Source organism: Saliniradius amylolyticus (assembly GCF_003143555.1).
GTDB lineage: Bacteria > Pseudomonadota > Gammaproteobacteria > Enterobacterales > Alteromonadaceae > Saliniradius > Saliniradius amylolyticus.
On the sequence record NZ_CP029347.1, the window covers coordinates 791,421 to 810,973 of the forward strand.

Sequence of the window (19,553 nt, forward strand, 5' to 3'; positions counted from 1 at the left end):
CACTAATATCCCAGCGAGAGAGTATTTTCACTGAACGTGGTTGTGCATTTGCTTGTCTTGACGACACATAAAGAAGTTATAAGCGATGAAAACACTCAAAAAGCTAATTAGCCGAGTGGATTCGGGGACCTGTGACTCCTGCATTATTATACCGAGCAAGCTAGCAATAACGCTAATGACACCTATAAATATTGTGGTCCACCTTGCTGACAAACCTTTAAATAACAGAATGTGATGCAAGTGATCGCGACTGGCCCTCAGTGGCGATAACCCCGACATTATCCGGCGGATCATCACCGACACCATATCCATGAGTGGGACGGCAATCAGCCAGAGTGCAGTTGTAGGGTCAACAAATCTGGACTCGCCCTGGGTACAAACCGCAAGCATCCAGATAACGGTAAGACCTAACAGCATACTCCCAGCATCACCCATAAAGACTTTATAACGGCCTCGTTTAAAACGACCAAAATTGAAGAACAAGAAGGCGATTAATGCACCAATAAACATAGCGGGAAGCTCGGAGGAAAACTCAATATTTCCGAGATACGCAAGCACACCGATGGATATAAACGTATGAATACCCAAGGTGCCCACAAGGCCGTCCACCCCGTCAGTCATATTAAACGCGTTGATGGCGCCAATTACGGCCATCAACGTTACTATCGGGGCCAAAACACCTAACTGAATATCACCGGTCCCTATTAAGTTACCGAGGTTGGTAAGTTGGACGTCCGCACCAAACACCATCAACGAGCCGATCAAAACCTGAGCAATAAGGCGGATATTCGGTTCTATATCGTGATAATCGTCTAAAGCCCCGATGAGCACCAAAAAGGCGGTGGAGAGCATATACATCTTGTAAACGTTGTCGAACTCAACAAATAAGAAGCTGCTTAGGACAATACTGGTATAGATGGCTAGTCCGCCTACCAGAGGCACTTCGCCCTGGTGGCGTTTTCGAGAGCAGGGTCTATCGACCAGCCCGACACCAATAGCAATAGGACGAAACAGCATGACGGAGGCAAAGGCTACAAAGAACGAGAAAAGAGTAATGATCATCGTATCGATCACGGAAAAATGCCCCTAGTGAAAGTGCGTTGAGGAAAGCCGCCCCCAATCCGGCCTGATAACCCGCTTATTCTAATTGACGAGGGACGTTCTCACAAGCGCACAAGATTTTCATTCACCTGTCATTAAGTTTTTTATCTTACTCAGGTATCATTCCTGAAGAATTTTGGTCTGTGGTTAGTACACAGTATCAACGGTTTTTTAAAGGAAGCAGGATGAGAGTTACCGTATTTGGCGTGGGCTATGTTGGTCTGGTTCAGGGCGCTATTCTGGCAGAGGTAGGCCATGATGTTACCTGTGTGGATGTGGATCAGGATAAAGTGGCTTTGCTGAACAATGGGGGCATTCCCATCTATGAGCCAGGCCTGGAGCCGATTGTCAAAGAGAACCTTGCCGCAGGCCGCCTGCACTTCACAACGGACGCGAAAGAGGGGGTACAACGCGCGGAGGTGATCTTCATCGCGGTAGGTACACCGCCGGATGAGGACGGCTCGGCGGACCTCAAATATGTGCTTTCAGTTGCACGGACGGTCGCCGAACATATGCAGGAGCATAAAATTGTCATTAATAAATCCACCGTGCCGGTGGGCACTGCCGACAAAGTAAGAGCATCGATAACCGAAACGCTGAGACAACGTAAAGTTGAGCTGAGCTTTGATGTGGTTTCCAACCCTGAGTTTTTGAAAGAGGGAGCGGCGGTTAAGGACTGTATGAGCCCGGATAGGATTATCTTGGGTACAGAGTCGTCCAATTCCGAAAAAGTCTTACGCCGCCTGTATGCGCCTTTTAACCGGAACCATGAAAAGATCATCGTCATGGACGTGCGCAGTGCGGAACTAACCAAGTATGCCGCGAACTGCATGCTGGCCACCAAAATCAGCTTTATGAACGAGATTGCCAACCTGGCAGAGAAATTTGGTGCCGATGTGGAAAATGTGCGCAGGGGCATTGGCTCGGACCCTCGTATCGGCTACCACTTTATTTATCCAGGCTGTGGCTATGGTGGTTCATGCTTCCCGAAAGATGTTCAGGCGCTGATTCGCAGCGCCAATGCAGTAGGTTATCAGGCTCGGGTATTGGAGTCGGTGGAAGCGGTCAACTATGCTCAGAAGGAAAAACTGTTCGGCTACATCAGTGATTACTTCGACGGCCAGCTTGACGGCAAAACTGTCGCTTTGTGGGGACTGTCGTTCAAACCCAACACCGATGATATGCGCGAAGCACCTAGTCGAGTGCTCATGGAGCAGCTATGGGAGGAAGGGGCTACTGTACAAGCCTATGACCCGGAAGCGATGGAAGAAACTCAACGTGTCTATGGCGGGCGCAATGACTTAAGGTTGATGGGCACCAAGGAAGCGGCGCTGAGCGGCGCAGACTTTTTGGTCATCTGTACCGATTGGCAGGCCTTTAAAGCCCCGGATTTTGAGTTGATCAAACAGCAGCTGGCACAGCCATTGATTTTTGATGGCCGAAATTTGTATGACCCACAGCAGATGCATGAGCTGGGCATTCATTACTTCGGTATCGGTCGGGGGCAGTCAATAAAATCGGAGATTTCGTGATGGATGTGAGAAAAGCCGTAATACCCGTTGCAGGCCTGGGCACTCGTATGTTGCCTGCTACCAAGGCTATTCCCAAGGAGATGTTGCCGGTGGTGGATAAGCCCCTGATTCAGTATGTGGTCAGTGAATGCGTTGCGGCCGGCATTAAGGAAATTGTTTTGGTGACTCATGCCAGTAAGAACAGCATTGAAAACCACTTCGACACCAGCTTTGAACTGGAAGCAACGCTGGAAAAGCGGGTCAAACGTCAGCTGTTGGATGAGGTGCAGTCCATTTGCCCAAAAGATGTCACCATCATGCATGTGCGTCAGGGCGTGGCGAAAGGACTGGGGCATGCTGTGCTCTGCGCCGAGCCGCTGGTGGGTGACGCGCCTTTTGCGGTGGTCTTGCCAGATGTGCTCATTGACGATGCGGCCTCTGACCTGACTCAGGATAATATGGCCGAAATGATCGCGCGCTTTAAAGAGTCTGGTGCCAGTCAGATTATGGTGGAGAAGGTGCCGGAGGATAAGGTCAGTCAGTTCGGTATTGCCGATATTAATGGAGAGGAACTTCGGCCCGGGCAATCCGCGCCGATTAAAATGGTGGTGGAAAAGCCGCCCAAAGACGAGGCGCCGTCCGACCTGGCCGTGGTAGGGCGCTATGTGCTGTCGGCCAATATCTGGGACAAGTTGCGCCATACTCCGCCGGGGGCGGGCGATGAAATCCAGCTGACCGACGCTATCGACGCATTGATGCTGGAAGAGCCGGTGGAAGCCTACTACATGAAGGGTAAAAGCCATGACTGTGGCAGTAAACTGGGTTATATGAAAGCCAATGTGGAGTATGCCCTTCGCCATCCGGAGCTGGGGCAGGAATTCGCGGCGTACCTTAAGTTATAGCCACAAGACCAGTCTGTTTAGCGTCATACCTGCGAAAGCAGGTATCTATGGGGTTAGATGTCATCGACTGATGGATTTCTTTTCGGTGCTGGTATTCGGCTCAAGAATGCCTGTATTTGTGATTGGAAGAAATTAGTCAGCGCTTTCCAAATAACCTAATGTTACTTTATAACAAAAAATGGTTTACTCTTAACCACCAGTGCGGATAATACGCCGCCTGTTCGTTCCATGCGCATTATTAAGAGAAGCCCTTGAGCCTGTTATACCTCGCCCTCAGTTTGCTGGTGCTTATTTTAGTGCCCTTGATAGAAAAGCTATCCCGGGGCAAGCAACGCTTCGAGCATCTGCTATCCAGCTTCCTGATTGTGGTGTTGGCCGGTATTGTGCTTGGCGAGATCATTCCCATGTCCTATCAGGCGGTAGGCTGGTGGGCAGTGCCTATGATTATTATTGGTCTCAGCGGCCCGACACTGATCGAAAAGCTCTTCAGTAAGGCAGCAGACAGCACCCATCAGGTTACGCTGCTGATCGGGATCTGCGGCCTGATGTTACACGCCATGATCGATGGCGCCTCCCTGAACGAATATGAACATCTATCTTCAGCGTCCGGTTTACTGGGCCTGGCGGTGGTCTTGCACCGGATACCGGTAGCATTGATGATTTTATTGCTATTACGACCGCTGTTTGGTCGCAAGGGCGTATGGATGGGCTTAATGTCGGTAGCCATCTTTACGCTGTTTGGCTATGTGTTGGGGCTGCAAATCGAAAAGGCCATCAGCAGCGAGGGCTTTGCTCTGTTGCAATCCTTTGTGGCGGGCACCTTATTGCACGTTTTGATACACCAACCGCACAAGCACGATCACAGCCATAATCACAAACACTCCCTCTGGCATGAGGTTCGCGCCTGGCGCACCTATAATCTTATTGGGGCTGGCCTCGGTGTGGTGACGCTGGTGACGCTGGCCTTACTGCACCACTAGAGCGTGCTGACTTTTCGAGTCTGAGCTTTGTTCAGTTCCCTGTCTGACGGTCGCTAATGCGCTGATAGGCGCGCAGGCCAAAGGCCGGTAAGATGGCCAGCAGATGATCCATAATATCCGACTGCACGCCCTCATATTCCACCCAGATTTTGTCCTTGGAAAAGCAGTAAACCTCCATGGGCAGGCCAAACTCCGTCGGAGCCAGCTGGCGGGCCATTAACGTCAGCTCCTGATTGACCTTGGGGTGATGCTTAAGATACTCAATAATATAAGCGCGGAAGGTACCGATGTTAGTCAGCCGACGGGCGTTAACCAGATCCTCTGCGGTGACATGCTCATCCTGGTTGTGTCTGGCGACCTCTTCTCGCTTTTTATTGATGTACGCTTTGATATAACGGATCTTGGCGAAGTCTTCTAACATCGATTCATCGCAAAAACGAATGGAATGGATATCCAGATATATGGCCCGCTTGATGCGGCGACCGCCGGATTCCTGCATACCGCGCCAGTTAATGAACGAGTCACCAATCAGGGCATAAGTGGGCACTGTGGTGATGGTGTTATCCCAGTTTTGTACCTTGACCGTGGTTAGGCCTACGGCGATCACCGTACCATTGGCGCCATACTTGCTCAGTTCTATCCAGTCGCCAGTATTGACCATGCGGTTGGCCACGATGTTGACCCCTGCTACCAGGCCTAAAATGGTGTCGCGGAAGATAAGCAACAAAACGGCGGTAATGGCTCCAAGGCCCGAAAGAACCAGCGTCGGAGACTTATCGATAAGATCGGCAACCACCAGAATGATGGCCACCAACGTAAAGATCAGCTTGCCCACCTGAATGAAGTTGGTAATGGGCACGCGCTTGGCCATCGGGGAGTGGTTGTAAATGCCTTCGGCGGTATTCAGCAGAGCGCTGATAAGCAGAAGCGACACAACCACTCCATAGATATACGTCAGCTTCAGTAACAAGCTCAGCGCGCCTTCCCAATCTTTTAGCAGCGGTTGAGCCAGCACATAAATCAGTACGACCGGGATCAGGTGCGCCAGTCTGGAGAAAAAGTGATGCTCCTTGAGTTCGTCATCCAGTTGGCTCTTACTGGCTGCAATCAGTCTTGTGGCCTGGTGAGTTAGTAAGTACCTACCTACAACCAATCCAAGCCAGGAACTGACCAGTATTAAACTCAAAGCAATGACTAAATACAGCGTCTGGCTCACCTGAATCGGCAGGCCCAGCGCATCGCTGTATTCCAGTACCAGGGTGGGCAGCTGTTCAAAGCCTTGCATCAGTGTTTGTTTTTCATCCATTAACGGCTATCCAGAAGTTGACGCAGGTGTTGGTCTTTTTCCGCCCATTTGTCGTTGAGCCAGCTTTGAAAGCTCAGACGGAATTGTTCGTTATTGAAGTAATCACCGATCAACCGCTCTTCCACGGGCAAGACCTCGGCATGCAGCAATACCTTGGTTAATCGGCCGCAGAGCAGCTCCAGGACCGGATGGCGACTATGGGGATAGAGCAAGGTGACATTGATGATATGATTAAACAGATGGCCCATGGCCGCCAGCGTAAAGGCGACTCCGGCAGCTTTGGGTTTTAACAGGTTTTCGTAAGGGCTATTGCGCAGCCGGTGCTTCTTGGGCGTGAAACGCGTGCCTTCCACAAAGTTCACTACCGTGGTGGGAATGGCTTTGAATTTCTCACAGCTTTTCTTGGTGGTTTCGATGTCTTTGCCTTTTAGGGCCGGATTCTTCTCTACCTGTTCTTTGCTGTAACGACGCATAAACGGCATATCCAGAGCCCAGGCTCCCAGGCCTACAAAGGGCATCCATAGCAGTTCCTGCTTGATAAAAAACTTAGTCGCTGGGATGCGGCCTACGGAAAAGTACATCAGCAGGATAATGTCCAGCCAACTGAGATGGTTGGAGATCACCAGGTACCAGTGCTGCTTATCCAGCTCGCCATCCACTTCGACCTGCAGGTCCAGTCGGTTAAACAAACGGATAAAGCCCATGCTGCATACAGCAAAGCTCGCCATGCCAAAGTGCAGTATGGCGTTCAGAGCCCGTGTTATAACGGGAACAGGCAACAAAAACTTAATGATCCCAAAACCGATAACAAAGGCGCCCCAGAACGCCAGATTGAGGATCTGTAATAGCAGGTGGACCGGAAGAATTAAAAACGGCGGTAAGAAAGATAACATTATACGGCTTGTTCCTTAGAGCATGTGGCCCTTTCCAGCGTTTCAAGCAGGGCATCTTTTTGTTGCCAGCGTTGATTCAGCCATTGCTGGAACTTCAGTTTTTGTTCTTCGCTGTCAAAGTAATCACCGGGCAACACATTGTCCAGTGATGTCACCTTAACGCGTACCTGAATTTGCTTCACCTTACCGCAGACAAAGTCCCAAAAGCTGGGTGCCCCCTGAGGGTAGTGAATGGTGACATCCAGTAGCTGGTGTAATTTATCACCCATGGCATTTAATACAAAGGCAATGCCGCCTGCTTTGGGTCTGAGCAGGTGGTCAAAAGGGCTGTTCTGAGCCGCGTGTTTTTGTGGAGTAAAGCGGGTGCCTTCCACAAAATTCATGATGCTCACAGGTTTGAAGCGAAATTTCTCGCACGCTGCGCGGGTGGTTTCCAGATCCTTACCCTTCTTGTGCGGGTACTTTTCCAAAAAGGCTTTTTTGTAGCGGCGCATAAAGGGGAAGTCCAGTGCCCACCAGGCGAGGCCAAGGAAGGGCACCCAGATCAGCTCTCGCTTTAGAAAAAATTTTAGAAATGGGATTTTACGGTTAAACACGCGCTGAAGAACCAAAATATCCACCCAGGACTGGTGGTTGGCAATCACCAGATACCACTCTTTGGGGGTGAGCGGGTTCAGACCCTTAACGTCAAACTGAGTGCCGCCGGTGAGCTTCTGGTTCAGGTTATTGATGCTGACCCAGGAGGTGGCACACCGGTCCAGAATGCGAGTGAGTACGGTCTGCCAGGGGCGAATCGGAATCAATTTCAGCAGGGACAATAGAATAATCGGCACAAACCAGAACAGGGTGTTGATTCCGTAACCCAATACCGAAAATACGCCAACAAGGTTTTTCATGCTAAAAGTTGTTGTCTAGAAACCAGTTTGCGGCGTATTTTATACCAATCTGCGGTATTCATCACAGCTTTAAGGATTTTCCCTGTGAACGCCAGCTCTAATAACTATGCTCCGTTTCAGTGGCAGCGCGCCGTGATCAAAGTGGGCAGTAATCTCATCGCGCCCCAGGGCAATCGCTGCTGTATTGAACATCTGATGCCTCTGGCCCAGTTTATCAGCCAGAGTCGTCGTCAGGGGAAGTCGGTGGTATTAGTGTCTTCCGGTGCGGTTGCCGCCGGTCGAAGCGCGTTGGGCGGCGAGCCCCCCGCCAGTCTGTCCCGCAAACAAGCCATGGCCGCGGTAGGGCAGAATCGCATGATGGCCAACTGGGCGCGACTGTTTGACTTTGATATCGCCCAGATGTTGCTGACTCACAATGATATCCGACAGCGTGACAGCTACCTGAATATCAAAAGTACACTCAGGGAGTTGTTAGAGTTCGACATTCTGCCCATTGTGAATGAAAACGACTCTGTAGCCAGTGACGAGCTGAAATTCGGCGATAATGACAACCTGGCGGCGTTGGTAGCCCTTGTCGCAGAAGCCGACACTCTCATGCTTTGCACCGATATCGATGGCCTGTATACCGCCAATCCTCACCATGACCCAAAAGCATCGCCCATTCGACGGGTTGAGACCTTAACAGCCGAGCATATGGCCTTAGCCGGGGACAGCCACTCCTGCATCGGCACCGGCGGTATGCTGACCAAGTTGCAGGCGGCGAGCAAGGCGGCGGCAAATGGTGTACAGACGCTGATCATCAATGGCGGTGATGCCAATAGCTATATGCAGCTGTCTCAGGGCAGGGTGCCCGGTACTCTGATTCAGGCCGGTCAGTCACGTGACAGTGCCAAGAAGAACTGGCTGCGTCATAGCTTGAAGGCGAAAGGCCAGCTAGCCGTCGATGAAGGCGCAGCGAAGGCGCTGGTTAGTGCGGGCGCTTCTTTACTGCCGGTGGGCATTACAGAGGTGCAGGGCCATTTTGATATTGGTGAGGCCGTTGAGGTGAGCTTTCAGGGCAAGGTAATTGCCACCGGTCTCAGCCAGTACTCTGCTGCGGAGCTGCGACAGATTTGTGGCGCCCAGAGTCTGAACATTGAGTCTCGTCTGGGCTATGTCCGCGCGCCCGTTGCCGTCCATCGAGATGACCTTATTCTGCATTAATATAATCGTCATTCCTGTGTAAGCGATAATCCACACTTCTTGCCACCGAGCAGGAATCCATACCCTCACTCAGGCTCTGACAGGGGATGGAAAGGGGCTGGTCTACAGCCCCTTAAAGGCTATACCAACGACACCAATTTATAGATGCTCAGGCCGGTGATGAGCAAGACGATAGGAATGAGCAGCAGGTTCAAACCCAGCCCATTAGTTTGTTCCTGCATCACCTTGCGGCTGTTGACCAGCCACACCAAGTAGAAGGTGACCACGGGTAACAAAACGCCGTTGGTGGCCTGGGCAAAGATAATAACCGCGAACGGATCCAGCCCCAGGCTGGCAACCACGGCACCAAAGATCAGGATAAACAGCGCCACCAGCCTAAAGCGGGTGTTTTTCATATCATTGGACCAGCCCAGCATGCCGCATACGGCATAGGCCCCGGCCAATGGGGCGGTGATGGCACTGGTTAAGCCCGCTGCAAAGAGGCCTACAGCAAAAAAGTACTGGGCGGATTCTCCTAACAAGGGTTCGAGTTGGTGCGCGATGGTGGCGGCAGACAGGCTATTCACCTGCTGACCGAAAAAAGCCACGCTGGCGGTGGACAGGATCGCCAGGGTAATCAAGCCTCCCAGCCCCACCGATAGGCCGGTATCCCAGTTGGCATGGGTGACCGCCCTGGTTTTATCCTCGGTGTGTCGGGCCTGGCTTGCTAATACGCCGGAATGTAAAAACAGGTTGTAGGGCACAATGGTGGTGCCAATCAGAGCCAGTACTGTGGTCAGCGAGCCTTCGGGGATCGAGGGTACAAAACCTGCCATTAACGCCCCTAAATCCGGTCCGGCCATAACCATAGTCGTGATAAACACCAGGCTCATGATCAGAACCAGACCGATGAGCGCATTTTCTACCAGTTTGTGTTTACCGGTCCAAAGCAAGGCGGCAGAAATCAGTGCAATAACCGGCGTCCAGTAATAATGCTCGGAGTCGGGAAACAGGCCAATCAGACCTAAGCTTGCACCGGTCAGGTTACCCGCTTCATAGGCGGCACTGCCGATACCGATGGCGCTGATCACTAAAAAGCCCGCAAGATAGCGAAACAATGGTTGGTGAATGTGTTTGCGCAGGGCCTGAGCCAGATCCAGCCCAGTCACAATGCCGAGCCGGGCGGCCATGCCTTGCAGCACAATGGTCGCGATGACTGAGAAGAGTAAGGTCCATAACAGGGCAAAGCCAAAGTTCGCACCGGCAACGCTGGCGGTGGTGATTGTACCCGGGCCGATAAAGGCGGCAGTAACCAGAAGTCCGGCTCCAAATCGCATAAAGTCTCCGTAAATATCCCCATTGAATCAGCGCGCAGAATAGCAGGCCCGATTTTAAATTGAGAGAGGCAATTGACTAAAATTGATTGATTGTTGCGCAGTTGGCACCGACGCAGGTCGAGTTATGAGGGACTTCAAGCCTTAACTCTGGAATTGGTTCAGCCGGTGGATGCCTGCTTTCGCAGGCATCACGGTAAAACAATAAGTCACAGATAAAGTTTACTGTTATTCCAGTACGCAGGAATCGGCTTTTTTTGTCATTCCTGCCTCCGAGCAGGAATCCACGGGCAGGAGTCATTCGCTCGTTAGGTTCCGCTTGGAGCATTAACTCTGGTGCTGGTTCACAACATGGTTGCCTTGGTTACAGCCAGTTCAAACTGGCGGCAGAGAAGTAAAATACCGCCACATAGCGCACGGCCTTGCCGATGCCGACCAGAATCAGAAACACCCAGAGGCGCACCTTCATTACACCGGCAATAAAGGTCAAGGCATCGCCGCCCAGCGGCAGCCAGGCGAGCAACAGACTCCAGACGCCATAATGATTAAACCAGTTTTGCATCCGATGGAGCTGCTTTTCTTTAAAGTAAAACCAGCGCCGGTCTTTATACTTGAGTAAGTACTTACCCAGTACCCAGTTCACCACTGCGCCCAGCGTATTGCCAACAGTCGCGACCAGGATCAGCGCCCAGCCCGGCTCGCCGTCTCTGGCTAAGGCAAAGAGGATGACCTCGGAATAAAACGGCAAAATGGTAGCGGATAAAAAGGCCGCTCCGAATAGCGTGAGGTAACCTAGCATCAGTTCTCCCGGGCTTGAAAACGTTTGGCCTGAATGACCAGCCAGTGGAACAGGCGCCGCTGCCGGGACAGATAAAACAGATACTCGGGATGCCACTGCACTCCGAGTATTGGCGGCGTACTGTGATTCTCGGTGGCCTGAATAAAGCCATCCAGATCGTAGGCACTGGTTGTGAGGTCCTGCCCGGTCTCTTTCACTGCTTGTTGATGCAGGCTGTTGATCCTCACCTGTGATGCCTTAAGCCAGCGCTTCAGCAAACTGCCAGGCTGAAGTCGGGCCGTCTTACGAGGCAGTACCGTGCCAAAGTTGGAGGTTTTTCTGCGTAAGGGGCGTATGTCCTCGTACAAACGCCCTCCCAGAGTGACATTGATCAGCTGATAACCCCGGCAAATGCCTAACACGGGCAGGTGCTGCTCCAGCGCATAGCGAATGTATCGCTGCTCAAGCGCATCCCGGGCCTCATCGTATTCTCCCTTGGGCGCTACTTCGCCCTCGTAAAGCTCAGGGTGAATGTCATCGCCGCCACTGATCACCAGTCCGTCCAGATGCGCTTCCGGCAATTCGTGCCGCACACTGATGCGCCTGGCAATCCCCCCGGCAAGCCATACTGATAAGCGGATACAATACCAGGACGGTGACCAGCGCCTGGCATTACCGGTTACGCCGATGACAGGTTTTGATGTATTTCGTTGAGTGTCTTGTGCCATGGTGCCTTTTCAAATGTCAGAGGACGATCATGTGCCAGCCATTGTTCAGTCAGTGTGTTGAGTTGTTCTGCGTCATTGGCCAGCGCCTCAATCACACACCATACGTTCCAACTGCAATGCAATGACCAGTCGGGCCGCTCAATTTCACAGTTTGGCATGCGGTAATGAAAGGTAGGCCTGGCATTGATTCTTGGATCATCGAGTGTATTGGTGACCCGTTTTTCGTCCAGGTGTTTAAACAGCGGGAGCATGTCCAGAGCCCGGTTGCGGGTAGGATTAAGCTTCAGGTAATCGTCGATGACCGTCTCAATGGATTCATTGCCCTCATAACCCAGCACCTTGCGCAAATAGTCTTTAGGGTAACAGTCGATATAGGGGGTGACCCGGCGGATTAAATCTACTTTGTGCACCTTTAACAGCCAGTCCTGAGCAATGGCGTAGGCTTTAAGGTAGCGGATTATCGTCTCGGCATCCGTATCCGGCAATTCAGGGTTTATATGAACACCGAACGCGTAGTGCAGGGACTTCTCAGTGCCTTTGGCCCCGGCTTTGCGTAACAAACGGATGGCTCTATCCAGGCGCTTCAGTCGAGTCAGTTCTATGGGCGGGCAAACCACTTCCATGGGGACCAGTTGTCCCGCTAACTTAGTCAGCCACTCCATAAAAGGATCGTCGGCGTGCGCCTTGCCGATCTCTTTGGCTCGCTGTTCTGCGCGCTCTTTGGCCGTCTTCTTACCAAAACTCCAGTCCAGTTCGATAACAAAGTCGCCAAGTTCCTCGGTCTTAAGCTCGGCTTCTGCCTGGGAACGGATATCTAACTCGCCGCCAAAACATTGCTGGAGAACTTCGGACACTCGCTTCATTGACAGACCGGCAAATTCCAGTTCGAAGCCGACCTGGCGCTGTTCGCCATTGGCTTTGTCCGCTTTTTGAGGCATAGCATAGTGATTCTGGCTCATTAAGACTCCTTTGCTCGACGCGGGTTACGAGTGACGACGGTTAATACTCCCTGCCAGCCCATCGCTTGGGCAAAGGCCACCATAATGGTTAGCAGTGGTACGGCAATAATGGCGCCAGGAATGCCCCACAGCCAGCCCCAGAAGATCACCGCCACAAACACAACAACCGGATTAAGGCTCAGACGGACACTGTGGACCAGGGTATCAATAACAAAACCATACAGGGTAGCCAGCACCAGAAACAAGCCCACGGGCAGGGCGGCCTGCCACCAGTGCGGAAAGTGGGTCATACAGACCAGTAAAAGTAACAGACTGACCACGCTGAGCCCGACATAGGGAATAAACCGAAGCAGCGTGATCAGTACCAACCACATCCACGCCAGCGGCACATTTAAAAACCAGAACAGTGTGCTACTGAGCACGCCCAGTGACAGGTTTACTAGGGTGACGGCGCCCAGGTAGCGACTGGTCTCGGCACGCAGATGGTGAAACAGACTGACTAGGCGTTTGCGGTGCTGGTGGTCTTTGTTGAGTTTGATCAGATTAATGGCCAGGCGGTCGCCACTGATCAGCAGGAACAGGGTTAAGGCGAGAATTAACAGAGTATTGGTGAGCCCCAGTTGTAATCCGCTCAGTAACGCATTGGGCCAGGTTTCCTGCTCGACTACGATGGGATTGGTGCCCTCACCGGCCATCATTTGTTCGACGGCTTTATCTACGGTTTTCGAGGTTTGTTCAATATTACGCGATAATTCGGCAATGGAGGATTGAAGATCTTGATCGCTATGCAGGAAGTGCTCGATTTTCTCGGGAGCGGTAGACATCCACTGGCCAAGTGCTGGCATCACCAGCCAGAGTGCGCCAATGATAAGGGCAATGCTGAGTAAAATCATCAACACACTGGCCAGCGGCTTGGGACAATGACATCGCATCAGCCACTTGACGGCCGGGGACAGCATCAATGCTAACAGACCCGCGATGGTGACCGGCAACAGAAACCCCTGCGCCAGGTGCAGCGTGGTAACACCCACAATGATCATTAACACCGGCCAACTCCAGGCTGGCCAAAAGGTCTCAATTTGGGATCGTTTGATGTCCTTCTCCTATCGCCGCGGTCGCATTGAGTATAGCACTTGGGGTTATGTTCTTATTTTCAATGGCTTGGCTGAACCTCTCTTATTTTTGACACCAATGAGGCGTGGTTATTAAAGCAATATGCATTGCGTCCCGGGCTTGGCTGAGCTTGGTCAATACAACCGGACATCAGCCAGTGCCGGTGTGGCGGTAATATAAGTAATAATCTTTTGGCGTGGAAACAGGCGCCGAATGGTACTGTCAAAAGGCCACCAAATCCGCTAAAATCCCGCCTTTTCGAGATTGTCATTACACGCGGAGATTTATGTTAGAAATCAACCCTGTAACCCAAGGTATTGCTGATGTCCGCGAGCGCACCGAAGCGCTTAGGGGGTATCTTTGACTTCGATCTTAAAAAAGAACGATTAGAAGAGGTCAGCCGCGAGCTGGAAGATCCAGATGTTTGGAATGACCCGGACTACGCGCAAAAGTTGGGTAAAGAAAAGTCTGCTCTGGAAAAGGTCGTAGAAACCATCAACACCCTGGAGCAGGGTGCTGAGGATGTGGAAGGGCTGGTAGAGCTAGCCGTAGAAGCTGAGGACGAAGACACCTTAAACGAAGCTCAGGGCGAACTGGATGAGCTGGTCAAACAGCTTGAAGGTCTTGAGTTTCGTCGTATGTTTTCTGGCCCTAACGACGAGAGCGATTGCTATCTGGATATTCAGGCAGGCTCCGGCGGCACCGAGGCTCAGGACTGGGCCAATATGCTGCTGAGGATGTACCTGCGCTGGGGCGAACAGCATGGCTTTAAAGCCGAGATTATCGAGCTCTCCGACGGCGATGTGGCAGGCATTAAGAGTACTACGGTGCGCTTTGCTGGTGAATATGCCTTTGGCTGGCTGCGCACGGAAACGGGCGTTCACCGCCTGGTTCGTAAGTCGCCCTTTGACTCGGGGAATCGTCGTCACACGTCTTTTGCCTCCGCTTTTGCCTATCCCGAAGTGGACGAGGATATCGATATCGAGATCAATCCGGCGGATTTGCGCATCGATACCTATCGCGCGTCAGGCGCGGGTGGTCAGCACGTTAACCGAACTGACTCGGCGGTGCGTATTACTCACGAGCCGACCGGTATCGTGGTGCAGTGTCAGAATGACCGCTCTCAGCACAAGAACAAAGATCAGGCCATGAAGCAGTTAAAGGCCAAACTCTATGAGCTGGAGCTGAGCAAACAAAACGAAGAGCGCCAGGCGCTGGAAGACACCAAGTCCGATATCGGCTGGGGCAGTCAGATCCGCTCCTATGTACTGGACGATGCGCGCATCAAAGACTTGCGCACCGGCGTCGAAGACAGAAATACCCAGGCCGTACTGGACGGCGGACTGGACAAATTCATTCAAGCCAGCCTGAAGTCCGGGCTGTAACTTTGGAAAGCAAGATGACTGATAGCCAACAAGATGAGAATAAGTTGATCGCTGAGCGTCGCGCCAAGCTGGCCGATATCCGCAGTCAGTGTAACGCCAACGGCCACCCAAACCGTTTTCGCCGTGAGCATTACAGCCAGGATTTACAGGATAAATTTGGCGAGCAGTCCAAAGAAGAGCTGGCCGAGCTGGGCGAAGTGGTTAGCATAGCCGGACGAGTACTGGCCAAGCGTGGCCCCTTTATTCTGCTGCAGGATATGAAAGGCCGTATCCAGGCTTACGCCAGCAAAGATACCCAGAAGGACATCAAGGCTCGCTATGGCTCGCTGGATATCGGTGACATCATCGGAGCCAGGGGCACCTTGCAAAAGTCCGGCCGCGGCGATCTCTATGTGACCATGGACGAGTATGAGCTGCTGACCAAGTCGCTGCGTCCGCTGCCGGAAAAATTCCATGGGCTGGCGGATCAGGAAACCAAGTATCGTCAGCGTTATGTGGATCTGATCATGAGCGAGGACACCCGCGAAACCTTCCGGGTGCGCAGTCAGATTGTGAACGGTATCCGTCGTTATCTGAGCGAGCGTGAGTTTATGGAAGTGGAAACGCCTATGCTGCAGGTGATCCCAGGCGGCGCCACGGCTAAGCCCTTTGTGACTCACCATAACGCGCTGGACATCGATATGTACCTGCGTATCGCGCCAGAGCTGTATTTGAAACGCTTGGTGGTGGGCGGCTTCGATCGCGTGTTTGAGATCAACCGCAACTTCCGTAACGAAGGGCTGTCTACTCGCCATAACCCTGAGTTCACCATGATCGAGTTTTACCAGGCCTATGCCGATTACAACGATCTGATGGATCTTACCGAGGATATGCTACGCACTCTGGCCAAGGATGTACTCGGCACCACGGAAATCATCAACACCGAACGCGATGAGAACGGTGAGGTGGTCAGTGAAACCCGTTACGACTTCGGTCAGCCGTTCGAGCGTCTGTCGATGTCTGACGCCATCTTAAAGCACTGGCCCGATGCCGATAAGGACGCCATTAAGGACCCGGAAAACCATCTGGAGTCGTTAAAAGAAATGGCTCGCAAGCTGGGGATTAAAGAACCGGAAGTGGACGGTATCTGGGGCGCGGGTAAGTACCTGACCGAGATCTTCGAGGAGGTGGCCGAGCATAAGCTGATTCAGCCCACCTTTATCACCGAGTATCCCTGGGAAGTGTCCCCGCTGGCCCGTCGTAATGATGACAACCCCTTTATTACCGACCGTTTCGAATTCTTTGTGGGCGGCCGCGAGCTGGCCAATGGCTTCTCGGAGCTGAACGACGCCGAGGATCAGGCCGCACGCTTCCGCAAGCAGGTGGAAGAAAAAGACGCCGGTGACGAAGAGGCCATGCATTATGACGAAGACTACATCCGCGCGCTGGAATACGGCCTGCCGCCGACAGCCGGTGAAGGCATCGGCATCGACCGTTTGGTGATGCTGTTTACCGACAGCCCCACCATCAAGGATGTGATCCTGTTCCCGCATATGCGTCCTCAAAACAGCGAGGCATCAAAGGAAGCTTAATCCGATAAGGCGGGAAGTCTCACTTCCCGCTTTTTTTTGGCTACCCGTCTTTAGTCAAACAGCCTTCCAGCGTTAACAGCGCCCGTTTCCTGTCCAGTCCTCCGGCATAGCCGGTGAGCTTGCCGTTTTTACCGATGACTCTATGGCAGGGCACGATGATCGACAATGGATTCTTGCCATTAGCCAGCCCCACCGCGCGTACGGCATTGGGATTATCAATGGCATTGGCAATATCCTGATAACTTCGGGTCTCACCATAAGGAATGCCTTGCAGTGCCTGCCAGACTTGTTGTTGAAACTCGCTGCCCCGAGGGGCAACAGGCAAATCGAAGCTCTGGCACCGACCGGCAAAATAGGCCTGAAGCTGAGCGATTGCTTCCACAAGCAGCGCAAATTCGTCGTCTCGCTGTCCGAGCTCTTCGGGCTGACTGGTATGAGTGGTAAACCAGGCTCCAGAAAGCGCCTGTGAACTGGCTTGCAGGGTTACCGGCCCCAGAGGACTGTTAAAGATGGTGTAGCGATTCATGATAGAAAACTCCAACAGTGGAAGGTGGCGTAGCTACCCCAGGGGGCGGCAGAGTTGGCGTTCAGTTGCGGGAAACGGTCGAGCGCCTTTTTCACCACCAGATCGCCGTCTAAAAAACAATCGGTTTCGGACAGGCCACGCAAGCGTGCATAGCTAACCGTCCAGGGGCCGATACCTTTCAGCGCCAGCCAGTCGGAGGGCGGACTGTCCGGTGTGGACAACAGATGCTCTGCCAAGCGGCTTAGCGTAGCCTTACGGCTTTGCGGCATACGCAGAAAGCTTAGATCGGCGGAGGCGACCTGAGCCGGGGTGGGGAAACGGTTAGGAGATAACCGCTCGACCAATAGATTCAGTTGCCCAATGGCGGCTTTAACGGACACCTGTTGGCCCAGGATGGCTCGCACGCCTGCCTCCCAGGCAGTCCACACGCCGGGAATGCGGATGCCCGACTCGCTTATCAGGCCCGGAGCCACAGACTCCAGGTGGGACTCGATATGGTCAAGGTCGGCATCAAGGTCAAACATTTGCCGTAGCCGGTTCACCAAATGCCGGAGAAGGCGGATGTCATCCAGCTCAAATTCGATTTCCAGTGTGTTGGCGGGGTTTGCCCGAGGCAGACTGGCCTTAAACCAACCCTGGGTACCGGCGAGGGTAAAGCGGCGCTGATAACTTTGCTCATCCACCTGTTCCAATCCGTCGATGGCGCGCTGGCGATAAAAAGCCAGAGTATGCTGCCAATGGAAAGGGCCTCGAAACGCCAGCGCCAGACTTTTTCGGTGCAGCGCGTGATTCTCCTGACGACGAATTTGACCGGGCGTGAGTTTCAGCGCCTTTTGAAATGCATCGTTAAAGCGACGGGTACTGTTAAAACCACTGGCAAAGCCAACCTCCGTGATGCTCATGGAGCTGCTGTGGAGGAGTTGCTTGGCAAACATCAGCTGATGATACTGGGCGTATTGTTTGGGCGACATCCCCAACTGTTGCTGAAATAGCTGGCGTAGGTAGCGATCACTAACGCCTAATCGCTCACAAAGCTCGGGCAGTGACTGATGCTGTAACTCACCTTGTTCAATCAGTTTTGTGGCTCTTGATACGGTAGTTTCAACGCCGCGCCAGGCCCAGGAACCGGGCGCGCTGTCCGGCCGACAGCGAAGGCACGGGCGGTAGCCAGCCTGCAGGGCCTTAGCTTGGTGGGAGAAATACTCCACATTGTCCTCGTTGGGTAAAATGGCCGGGCAAATCGGCCGGCAGAAGATGCCAGTGGTTCTCACGGCCACGTAAAAGCGTCCGTCGAAGCGTGAATCACGAGCCATTCTGGCACGCTGGCATTCGTCTTTGGATAGATGACTGAGTTGCATTGAGCCTTGGTCACTGAAGCCGGAGTTATAGTGAGATTGTATTGGACTGAGTGCGACTGACTAGCCATTTTCGGAAGTTAAAGTGAAATATCTGGCGCTTCCCTGTTATTACTTCGTCTATGGATTCCTGCTTGGGGCAGGAATGACGGGAAATGCAGAAAACGCAGGAGCTGTTTTCTGCCTCTTTATCCCTGAACATCGCCTTCTTACCTTTTTGACACCCGTCCATGGGGCGATATTCCAGCTCGGCCTTTTGCTTACAGCGTCCTGCCTCCAGCAAAAGTCCAGGTCGGGCATCCATTTCCCTCCCGCTCACTACTTCATTGGCTGCGCGCCCTCGCCAATGACATGCGCGGTTCGCCCACGGCCTCGCGTTCATCGCTCTCGGCGTGATGTTAAATCACCCCTCGCGCGCTTCGCGCACCGGACCGCCAGGGAAGGCGGAAATGCAGAAAACGCAGGAGCTGTTTTCTGCCTCTTCACCCCTGGACATCGCCTCGAATTGCTCCCTGCATTCTCGGCATACCGTCCATCCTTGGACATAAAAAAGGGCAGCCTGGCTGCCCTTGGAAAAGTCTGGAATTCGCTGTTAGTTAACAGCGTCTTTCAGTGCCTTACCGGCTTTAAAGCTGGGGGCTTTGGAGGCGGCTATCTGGATTTCCTGTCCGGTTTGAGGATTGCGGCCGGTGCGGGCAGAGCGCTGAGTGACTTTAAAAGTGCCAAAGCCTAACAGCGCGACTTCTTCCCCTTTTGCCAGAGACTCGGTAATGGCATCGGTAACAGAGTCGATCACGCGACCTGCCGAGGCTTTAGACAGTTCGGCGCTTTCGGCAACGGCATTGACCAGATCAGATTTATTCATGGTTATCATCCTTATGGTTACATCAGTATATTGGTCTCGCCTAACTATAACGAACGGCGAGATGAAGACAGACATTTTTTCGTATTTACCCTGTCACTTTGTTGTGCAGGGAGATACCTATAGCAGGCCTGTTGCTCAGGCTACACAAAACCCGCAGTCTAAAGCAAC

Annotated in this window: 18 protein-coding genes; 6 read left to right on the forward strand and 12 right to left on the reverse strand. The window is 52.7% G+C overall.

The features are described from left to right. Positions 1–27 precede the first annotated feature (27 nt). Positions 28–1,074 (reverse strand): UDP-N-acetylglucosamine--undecaprenyl-phosphate N-acetylglucosaminephosphotransferase, encoded by a 1,047-nt coding sequence (gene wecA, locus HMF8227_RS03755; RefSeq protein ID WP_109338912.1) that lies wholly within the window; start codon positions 1,072–1,074, stop codon positions 28–30. Between the two features lie 212 nt (positions 1,075–1,286). On the opposite strand from wecA, the gene HMF8227_RS03760 reads away from it, so the two are divergent. The 3 genes from HMF8227_RS03760 (at position 1,287) to HMF8227_RS03770 (ending at position 4,494) form a co-directional block, all read left to right on the forward strand. Continuing rightward, a complete protein-coding gene (locus tag HMF8227_RS03760) occupies positions 1,287–2,633 on the forward strand; it encodes a UDP-glucose dehydrogenase family protein (protein WP_109338913.1) in 1,347 nt (448 codons plus the stop codon). After that, the gene (gene galU / locus HMF8227_RS03765; protein WP_109338914.1) at positions 2,630–3,514 is read left to right on the forward strand and encodes a UTP--glucose-1-phosphate uridylyltransferase GalU; all 885 of its coding nucleotides are present in this window, start codon (positions 2,630–2,632) and stop codon (positions 3,512–3,514) included. Before HMF8227_RS03760 ends, galU begins: the two co-directional genes overlap by 4 nt. Positions 3,515–3,765: 251 nt before the next feature. Beyond that, positions 3,766–4,494 carry a hypothetical protein gene (locus HMF8227_RS03770; protein ID WP_109338915.1) on the forward strand — a complete coding sequence of 243 codons (729 nt, stop codon included), beginning with the start codon at positions 3,766–3,768 and terminating at the stop codon, positions 4,492–4,494. A gap of 31 nt (positions 4,495–4,525) precedes the next feature. On the opposite strand, the gene HMF8227_RS03775 is transcribed toward HMF8227_RS03770, so the two are convergent. From HMF8227_RS03775 to HMF8227_RS03785, 3 genes are read right to left on the reverse strand one after another with little or no spacing between them, the layout of a single operon-like run. Then, positions 4,526–5,800, reverse strand: coding sequence for a mechanosensitive ion channel family protein (locus HMF8227_RS03775; protein ID WP_239421191.1), 1,275 nt, complete (start codon positions 5,798–5,800; stop codon positions 4,526–4,528). Next, entirely contained in the window at positions 5,800–6,693 is an 894-nt protein-coding gene (locus HMF8227_RS03780) for an acyltransferase (protein ID WP_109338916.1), read from the reverse strand. The genes HMF8227_RS03775 and HMF8227_RS03780 overlap by 1 nt, the downstream gene beginning before the upstream one ends. Next, positions 6,693–7,589: an acyltransferase gene (locus tag HMF8227_RS03785; protein WP_109338917.1), complete on the reverse strand. Its 897-nt coding sequence runs from the start codon at positions 7,587–7,589 to the stop codon at positions 6,693–6,695. Before HMF8227_RS03785 ends, HMF8227_RS03780 begins: the two co-directional genes overlap by 1 nt. Positions 7,590–7,673: 84 nt before the next feature. Between HMF8227_RS03785 and proB the strand changes: the two genes are divergently transcribed. Next, positions 7,674–8,792, forward strand: a complete 1,119-nt coding sequence (gene proB, locus HMF8227_RS03790; protein WP_109338918.1) for a glutamate 5-kinase — start codon at positions 7,674–7,676, stop codon at positions 8,790–8,792. A 119-nt stretch (positions 8,793–8,911) separates the two neighbouring features. On the opposite strand, the gene HMF8227_RS03795 is transcribed toward proB, so the two are convergent. The 5 genes from HMF8227_RS03795 to HMF8227_RS03815 form a co-directional block, all read right to left on the reverse strand. After that, entirely contained in the window at positions 8,912–10,108 is a 1,197-nt protein-coding gene (locus HMF8227_RS03795; protein ID WP_109338919.1) for an Nramp family divalent metal transporter, read from the reverse strand. Between the two features lie 361 nt (positions 10,109–10,469). Then, positions 10,470–10,904, reverse strand: coding sequence for a YqaA family protein (locus HMF8227_RS03800; protein ID WP_109338920.1), 435 nt, complete (start codon positions 10,902–10,904; stop codon positions 10,470–10,472). Continuing rightward, positions 10,904–11,611 (reverse strand): gamma-glutamyl-gamma-aminobutyrate hydrolase family protein, encoded by a 708-nt coding sequence (locus HMF8227_RS03805; RefSeq protein WP_109338921.1) that lies wholly within the window; start codon positions 11,609–11,611, stop codon positions 10,904–10,906. The genes HMF8227_RS03800 and HMF8227_RS03805 overlap by 1 nt, the downstream gene beginning before the upstream one ends. Then, a complete protein-coding gene (locus HMF8227_RS03810) occupies positions 11,563–12,570 on the reverse strand; it encodes an amidoligase family protein (RefSeq protein WP_109338922.1) in 1,008 nt (335 codons plus the stop codon). The genes HMF8227_RS03805 and HMF8227_RS03810 overlap by 49 nt, the downstream gene beginning before the upstream one ends. Beyond that, positions 12,570–13,610 (reverse strand): AI-2E family transporter, encoded by a 1,041-nt coding sequence (locus tag HMF8227_RS03815; RefSeq protein WP_109338923.1) that lies wholly within the window; start codon positions 13,608–13,610, stop codon positions 12,570–12,572. The genes HMF8227_RS03810 and HMF8227_RS03815 overlap by 1 nt, the downstream gene beginning before the upstream one ends. A 359-nt stretch (positions 13,611–13,969) precedes the next feature. Here HMF8227_RS03815 and prfB point away from each other — a divergent pair. Continuing rightward, positions 13,970–15,068 (forward strand): peptide chain release factor 2 gene (gene prfB / locus HMF8227_RS03820; RefSeq protein ID WP_109338924.1). Its coding sequence is split into 2 segments (ribosomal slippage): positions 13,970–14,044 and positions 14,046–15,068, totalling 1,098 coding nucleotides; the frame shifts between segments, so codons are not numbered across the junction. A 14-nt stretch (positions 15,069–15,082) separates the two neighbouring features. Next, positions 15,083–16,639, forward strand: coding sequence for a lysine--tRNA ligase (gene lysS, locus HMF8227_RS03825; RefSeq protein WP_109338925.1), 1,557 nt, complete (start codon positions 15,083–15,085; stop codon positions 16,637–16,639). A gap of 40 nt (positions 16,640–16,679) precedes the next feature. Here lysS and HMF8227_RS03830 read toward each other — a convergent pair whose 3' ends face one another. The 3 genes from HMF8227_RS03830 to HMF8227_RS03845 form a co-directional block, all read right to left on the reverse strand. Further along, the gene (locus HMF8227_RS03830; protein WP_109338926.1) at positions 16,680–17,165 is read right to left on the reverse strand and encodes a methylated-DNA--[protein]-cysteine S-methyltransferase; all 486 of its coding nucleotides are present in this window, start codon (positions 17,163–17,165) and stop codon (positions 16,680–16,682) included. Further along, positions 17,162–18,523 (reverse strand): AlkA N-terminal domain-containing protein, encoded by a 1,362-nt coding sequence (locus HMF8227_RS03835; protein ID WP_109338927.1) that lies wholly within the window; start codon positions 18,521–18,523, stop codon positions 17,162–17,164. Before HMF8227_RS03835 ends, HMF8227_RS03830 begins: the two co-directional genes overlap by 4 nt. 589 nt (positions 18,524–19,112) lie before the next feature. Further along, positions 19,113–19,385, reverse strand: coding sequence for an HU family DNA-binding protein (locus HMF8227_RS03845; protein ID WP_109340998.1), 273 nt, complete (start codon positions 19,383–19,385; stop codon positions 19,113–19,115). Between the last annotated feature and the right edge of the window lie 168 nt (positions 19,386–19,553).

Bases quoted from the DNA above. Each gene is read 5' to 3' on its own strand.
- HMF8227_RS03760 (WP_109338913.1), top strand. From the start codon at position 1,287: ATGAGAGTTACCGTATTTGGCGTGGGCTATGTTGGTCTGGTTCAGGGC.
- HMF8227_RS03775 (WP_239421191.1), bottom strand. From the start codon at position 5,800: ATGGATGAAAAACAAACACTGATGCAAGGCTTTGAACAGCTGCCCACC.
- HMF8227_RS03780 (WP_109338916.1), bottom strand. From the start codon at position 6,693: ATGTTATCTTTCTTACCGCCGTTTTTAATTCTTCCGGTCCACCTGCTA.
- HMF8227_RS03785 (WP_109338917.1), bottom strand. From the start codon at position 7,589: ATGAAAAACCTTGTTGGCGTATTTTCGGTATTGGGTTACGGAATCAAC.
- HMF8227_RS03795 (WP_109338919.1), bottom strand. From the start codon at position 10,108: ATGCGATTTGGAGCCGGACTTCTGGTTACTGCCGCCTTTATCGGCCCG.
- HMF8227_RS03800 (WP_109338920.1), bottom strand. From the start codon at position 10,904: ATGCTAGGTTACCTCACGCTATTCGGAGCGGCCTTTTTATCCGCTACC.
- HMF8227_RS03805 (WP_109338921.1), bottom strand. From the start codon at position 11,611: ATGGCACAAGACACTCAACGAAATACATCAAAACCTGTCATCGGCGTA.
- HMF8227_RS03810 (WP_109338922.1), bottom strand. From the start codon at position 12,570: ATGAGCCAGAATCACTATGCTATGCCTCAAAAAGCGGACAAAGCCAAT.
- HMF8227_RS03815 (WP_109338923.1), bottom strand. From the start codon at position 13,610: ATGATCATTGTGGGTGTTACCACGCTGCACCTGGCGCAGGGGTTTCTG.
- lysS (WP_109338925.1), top strand. From the start codon at position 15,083: ATGACTGATAGCCAACAAGATGAGAATAAGTTGATCGCTGAGCGTCGC.
- HMF8227_RS03830 (WP_109338926.1), bottom strand. From the start codon at position 17,165: ATGAATCGCTACACCATCTTTAACAGTCCTCTGGGGCCGGTAACCCTG.
- HMF8227_RS03835 (WP_109338927.1), bottom strand. From the start codon at position 18,523: ATGCAACTCAGTCATCTATCCAAAGACGAATGCCAGCGTGCCAGAATG.
- HMF8227_RS03845 (WP_109340998.1), bottom strand. From the start codon at position 19,385: ATGAATAAATCTGATCTGGTCAATGCCGTTGCCGAAAGCGCCGAACTG.